We start from the raw sequence: 5,833 nt of genomic DNA, 5'->3' as shown, positions 1-5,833 counted from the left end.
TTTCACCCGGCCAACCGCGCCGCGCGGGAACAGCTGGATGCCTATTGGCACGACCTGACCGGCGAGGCCGGCCCCGGCGAACCGCTGGTGCTGAAGATCAAGGGCCGCGAGGTGGTGCTGCCCGCCTATCGCTCGGGGGTCGGGCGGGCGCGGTTCCACGACCTCTGCAGCAAGATGCTGGGGCCGGGGGATTACCTGGCCATTGCCGAGGCGGTCGAGGTGCTGATCCTCGAGGACATCCCCTGCCTCGGGCGCGGCAACTTCAACGAGGCGAAGCGCTTCGTGACGCTGGTCGATGCGCTTTATGAGGCGAAGGTGCGGTTGATCTGCTCGGCCGCGGATGAGCCGGAAAGCCTCTACCTGGAGGGCGAGGGGGTCTTCGAGTTCGAACGTACCGCCTCGCGCCTGCGCGAGATGCAGGACAAGGACTGGGGCGCCGAGGAGGCCTGAGCCCCTGGTCCCGTTTCGAGGAAGGTGGATTGCATCCACCCTACGCCCCTGGCGGGTGGCCGGGCGGAAAAGCCCGGGTAGGTTCAAAGCGGAAGGGCCGGACAGCAGAAGGGGGTCGTTCTAGCGACCCCCGTGGTTCTGCCCGATAGATCCCAAGCCTGCGACATGTCCCGAAGCGCGGTGATAGGCTGCTGTGCGCCCCGTTTCATGCGGATGAATGCCTGATCTGCAAGGACTTTACGCGAATCATCGCGAATCGGTCAATGGCAAACGAATCGGCTTTCACGGGGTTTCCGGGGCACGGTCAAGCACTGATTCGGAAAGCCGATTCGGATCAACCCGTTAGGGCCTGCTCTTCATGTGCGGAAAAATCGACCGAATGCCCATCAACCCTGCGTGGCAAGGCTCTCATCGTCCTGTCGCAGCACGTGACCGGCGAAATAGAGCGATCCGCAGAGCAGGATCCGGGCCTCGGGGGCGGTCCGGGTGATCGCGGCCAGGGCGTCTTCGAGGCTTTCGGCCACCCGGGCGTCATGGCCGCAGGTGGCAGCCTTCGCGGCCAGATCGGCACCGGGCACCGAGGCGGTTTCCTCCGGGATGGTCAGCGCGGTGAGGCTGGCGGCATGGGGCGCCAGCGGGGCCAGGTAGCCGCCGGCGTCCTTGGTGTTGATCATGGCGCAGACCAGGTGCGTCGGACGCGCAGGCAGGCTGGCGAGGAATTCGGCCAGCGCCTCCCCGGCGGAAGGGTTGTGACCGCCATCCAGCCAGAGCTCGGCATCGGGCGCGAGGCGGGCCAGCCGGCCCCCGGTCAGCCGTTGCAGGCGGGCGGGCCATTCGGCGCCGGTGACGGCGGCCTCGCAGGCGGCCTCGTCGAAGCCGAGATGGCGCAGGGCGGCCAGCGCCGCGCCGGCGTTCTGGATCTGGTGCGGGCCGCGCAGGGCGGGCAGGGGCAGGTCCAGCAGGCCGCTTTCGTCCTGGAAGACCAGGCGGCCGCGCTCTTCCCAGGCGTGCCAGTGCTGGCCGTGGACCAGCAGCGGGGCGCCGAGACGGGCGGCGGTCTGCTCGATCACCTCAAGCGCCTCGTCGGGCTGGGGGCCGACGACACAGGGCACGCCGCGCTTGATGATCCCGGCCTTGGACCAGGCGATCTTCGCCAGGGTGTCGCCCAGGAAGGCCTCGTGGTCCTTCGAGATCGGGGTGATCACGGTCATCGCGGGCTGGTCGACGACATTGGTCGAATCGTAGATGCCGCCCAGCCCGGTTTCCAGCAGCACGTAGTCAGCGGGGAGGCGGGCGAAGGCCAGGAAGGCGGCGGCATTGGTGATCTCGAAGAAGGTGATCGGCTCGGCGCCGTTGATGTCCAGCACCTCCTGCAGCAGGGCGATCAGGGCCTCTTCGCCGATCAGGTCCCCGGCGAGGCGGATGCGTTCGTGGAAGCGCACGAGATGGGGCGAGGTATAGGCATGGGCGGACTGGCCCGCGCCCTCGATCCCGGCGCGCAGCATGGCCAGGGTTGAGCCCTTGCCGTTGGTGCCGGCGATATGGATCACCGGCGGCAGCGCGGCCTCGGGATGGCCGAGCCGGGTCAGAAGCTGGCGGATCCGATCAAGCGAGAGGTCGATGACCTTGGGATGCAGCTGCATCATGCGCGCCAGAAGCGCGTCGGATCCTGTCTGGGTCACTTCTTGTCGGAGCTTTCGTCTTTGCCGGCCTTGGCGGCGGCGGGCTTGGCTGCCTTGGCCGGAGCGGCCTTGGCGGACTCTTCCGCGGGGGCCTTGGGGGCTTCAGCATCCGCGGGGTCTTCATCAACCATCGGGGCGGGCGGCGGCAGGTCGCCCATGACCGCGGGCGGCAGGCCCATCAGCATGCGGGTGATGGTGATCAGCTCTTCGCGCATCTTGGTGCGCGGGGTCACCCGGTCCAGCATGCCGTGGTCCAGCAGGTATTCGGCGCGCTGGAAGCCCTCGGGCAGGCTTTCACGGATGGTCTGCTCGATGACGCGGGGGCCTGCGAAGCAGATCAGGGCATTCGGCTCGGCGATCTGAACGTCGCCCAGCATGGCGTAAGAGGCCGTGACACCGCCCGTGGTCGGGTGGGTCAGCACGACGATATAGGGCAGGCCGGCCTCTTTCAGCATCTGCACGGCGACCGTGGTGCGTGGCATCTGCATCAGCGACAGGATGCCTTCCTGCATCCGCGCGCCACCGGCGGCCGAGAACAGCACCAGCGGGCATTTCTTCTTCACCGCGCGCTGCGCGGCGGCGATGATCGCATTGCCCACGTACATCCCCATGGAGCCGGCCATGAAGCTGAAGTCCTGGCAGGCGGCGACGATGGGGGTGCGCCCGATTTCGCCCTCGCCGACCAGCATGGCCTCATGCTCGGCCGTGTTGCGGCGGGCTTCGCGCATCCGGTCGGGGTACTTCTTCTGGTCGCGGAAGTGCAGCGGGTCTGCGACCGGCTCGGGCACCTCGACCTCGGTGAAGATGCCGCCGTCGAACAGCGACTTGAACCGCGCCCGGGGCGAGATCGCCATGTGATGCCCGCAGGAGGTGCAGACATTCAGGTTCTCTTTCAGTTCCCGGTGGAACAGCATCGTCCCGCAGCTGTCGCATTTCGACCAGAGGTTCTCGGGCGTTTCCCTGCGCGAGAAGATCGAGTTGATCCGCGGCCGGACGTAGTTGCTGATCCAGTTCATCGTGGCCCCATTCGGCGTTTTCGTCGCGCCCTGAGATATGCGGGCTTGGCGAAGAATGCAATCAGCGCCTGACAGCGACCCGGGCGGAAAGCCACGCAAGGGCCAGCACGACAAGCTCCATCAGCAGCTGCGCGGTCAGGATCGGGCCGCCCGGATCGCCGCCACCGGGGGCGTCCGGCAGGTCGGGCACCTCGGGGAAGAGGAACAGCGCGAGGCCTGAATCCATGCCCCGTACCTCGCCGAAGAAGACGAAGGCGAAGGTGTTGTTGGCCACGTGCAGGCCGATCGCGGTGACCAGCCGCCCCGAGCGCGCCACGAGGTCAGAGCAGGCGAGGCCGAAGCAGAAGGCCCAGATGACGTACTGCCAGTTTTCCGACCATGTGGCGCCTTCGGACCAGTGCACGGCGGCGAAGGCCAGGTTGGGCAGCACCATCCAGACGGCGGGATTGTCGAACCGCGCCGCGATCTGGCTTTGCAGGTAGCCGCGATAAAGCAGCTCTTCCGAGCCGCATTGCACCAGCAGCGCCAGCAGGCCGAAGGGCAGGGTCAGCATCCAGGCCAGCGGGTTGCGGATCTGCTCCAGTGCCTCGAGATCGGTCCAGGGCGGCAGGAACTGGATCACCACGTAGAACAGCATGGCGCCGCCGAAGGCCCGGCGCAGCCACCAGCGGTTGCCGCCCCTGGGGCCGAAGAGGTCCCCCGCCTGCCGGTCGTGCAGCTTCTCGGTGACGAAGATCGCGGCCAGCCCCAGGAAGCCGTAGGACAGAAGTTGCAGGATCAGCCCAAGGGGGGTGTCGCCGCGATAGATACGGTCGGCCAGCGCGGGCGAAATCCAGGCGATGCCCTCGTCGAACCCATAGATGGCCAGGGCGAAGACCGCCTCGCAGATCGCCAGGCCCAGCACCAGCCGCCACAGCTCGGGCCGCGCCCGGGCCGGGGTGACAAGCGCCGCATAGGGCGCATAGCCACGCGGTGGCGGTGGCAGGTTCAGCGTCTTCATCGACGGATCGCCACCCGTGCGGCCAGCCAGAGGACAAGGGTCGCGCCCAGCTCGAGCGGGATCACCGCCTGAAGGGCCGGGTCGTCCGGGCGCACCGGCAGGTGCCACAGCGAGAGCCCTCCCAGCCCGTCCGGGAAGGAGGTCACGGTCAGCGCGATGCAGTTGTTGAGGAAATGCAGCGCCATCGCCGGGCCGAGGCTGCCCGAACGCGCCGTCAGGTCGCCCGTCACCAGCCCGAAGAGCGTCGCATAAAGCACGAACCAGGGCGCATTGTCGCCGCCCGCGGGGTCGAAATGCAGCAGGCCGAAGAACAGGGCGGGCAGGCCCAGCCACAGGACCGGGTGGCGGAAGCGGGCCTGCAGGCGCGATTGCAGGTAGCCGCGGAACAGGAACTCCTCGGCGGCGATCTGCACCGCGACACCGGCCAGGGCCAGCGGCAGAAGCGCCAGCCAGGGGGCAAGGTCGAGGTGGCGCACCGGGGTCAGCGCATCGGGCAGGGGCAGCAGCGACAGCACCACGACCACCGGCAGGGCATGCAGGGCGACGCGCAGAAGCTGCGGCCAGAACAGCGCCCCCGGTCCGGTCAGGGCGATCAGGCCGCGCCCGTGCAGGGCGCGCAGCACCAGCTCGAGCGCCAGCAGCGCGCTGGCGAAGGAGAACAGCATCAGCACCGTCGCCGCTGCCGGGCCGGGCAGCAGCCCGGCGATCAAGGAGGTGGCGGTCATGAACCACAGGCTGATCAGCAGCCCGTAGAGGACGATGAAGATGCAGAGCCCCGCGCTGGTGCGCCAGAGGGTTGCGGGGGCATCGTCCCAGGATGGCGTCGGGTGCGGGGCGTCGGCGGTCATGAGGCGCAAGCTAGCGCCGCCTCTGCCGGGTCGCAATCGCTCATCTTGCGGCGGTGCGGCCCCGGTGTGACCCCGCTGCAGGGGGGCTCGCGAGGCAGGTCCGGGGTGTCCGCGCCGGCGCCGTGGTCCGCCGCAATGACCCTTGTGCGGCGCGGATGCGTCATTTATCCCCATGCCAGCCACAAGATCCCGGGGGAGCTGCTTCCATGACGAAGTTCGACAAGTCCAAACTGCCCAGCCGTCACGTGACCGAAGGTCCGGCGCGGGCACCGCATCGGTCCTACCTCTATGCCATGGGCCTCTCCGAGGACGAGATTCACCGCCCCCTGATCGGCGTCGCCACCTGCTGGAACGAGGCCGCCCCCTGCAACATCGCCCTCAGCCGTCAGGCCCAGGCCGTGAAACTGGGCGTCAAGGCCGCCGAGGGCACGCCGCGCGAATTCACCACCATCACCGTGACCGACGGCATGGCCATGGGCCACGAGGGCATGCGCAGCTCTCTGGCCTCGCGCGAAGCCATCGCCGACACGGTCGAGCTGACCATGCGCGGCCATTGCTATGACGCCGTCGTCGGCCTGGCGGGCTGCGACAAGTCGCTGCCGGGCATGATGATGGCCATGGTCCGCCTGAACGTGCCGTCGGTCTTCATCTACGGCGGCTCGATCCTGCCGGGCAAGGCACCGCAGGTCGACGAGATCCCCGAGGATTTCCGCACCCGCGACCTGACCGTGCAGGACATGTTCGAGGCCGTCGGGCGTCACCAGAACAACGACCTCTCCGACGCCGCCCTGGCCGATGCTGGAGCGCGTGGCCTGCCCGAGCGCGGGCGCCTGCGGT

Annotated in this window: 5 protein-coding genes and 1 pseudogene; 2 read left to right on the top strand and 4 right to left on the bottom strand. The window is 68.5% G+C overall.

Annotated elements, in window-relative coordinates:
* Positions 1-450: AFG1/ZapE family ATPase (gene zapE, locus OS124_RS0106610; RefSeq protein WP_010138634.1), on the top strand; the 450-nt coding region annotated here is incomplete at its 5' end.
* 386 nt (positions 451-836) lie between these two features.
* On the opposite strand, the gene OS124_RS0106605 is transcribed toward zapE, so the two are convergent.
* From OS124_RS0106605 to OS124_RS0106590, 4 genes are all read right to left on the bottom strand, one after another.
* The gene (locus OS124_RS0106605; RefSeq protein WP_029375232.1) at positions 837-2,132 is read right to left on the bottom strand and encodes a bifunctional folylpolyglutamate synthase/dihydrofolate synthase; all 1,296 of its coding nucleotides are present in this window, start codon (positions 2,130-2,132) and stop codon (positions 837-839) included.
* Positions 2,129-3,148, bottom strand: a complete 1,020-nt coding sequence (gene accD, locus OS124_RS0106600; protein WP_010138632.1) for an acetyl-CoA carboxylase, carboxyltransferase subunit beta — start codon at positions 3,146-3,148, stop codon at positions 2,129-2,131. The genes OS124_RS0106605 and accD overlap by 4 nt, the downstream gene beginning before the upstream one ends.
* A 61-nt stretch (positions 3,149-3,209) precedes the next feature.
* Complete coding sequence (locus tag OS124_RS0106595; protein ID WP_010138631.1) at positions 3,210-4,148, bottom strand: CPBP family intramembrane glutamic endopeptidase; 939 nt, start codon at positions 4,146-4,148, stop codon at positions 3,210-3,212.
* Positions 4,145-4,996 (bottom strand): CPBP family intramembrane glutamic endopeptidase, encoded by an 852-nt coding sequence (locus OS124_RS0106590; protein ID WP_010138630.1) that lies wholly within the window; start codon positions 4,994-4,996, stop codon positions 4,145-4,147. The genes OS124_RS0106595 and OS124_RS0106590 overlap by 4 nt, the downstream gene beginning before the upstream one ends.
* Positions 4,997-5,202: 206 nt before the next feature.
* On the opposite strand from OS124_RS0106590, the pseudogene OS124_RS0106585 reads away from it, so the two are divergent.
* Positions 5,203-5,833: pseudogene (locus tag OS124_RS0106585) on the top strand (dihydroxy-acid dehydratase domain-containing protein); the annotation flags it as partial.

The organism is Oceanicola sp. S124, assembly GCF_000220565.1.
Lineage (GTDB): Bacteria > Pseudomonadota > Alphaproteobacteria > Rhodobacterales > Rhodobacteraceae > Pseudooceanicola.
Note: the sequence above shows the minus strand (reverse complement) of the source record. Positions and strands in the feature narration are given on the sequence as shown.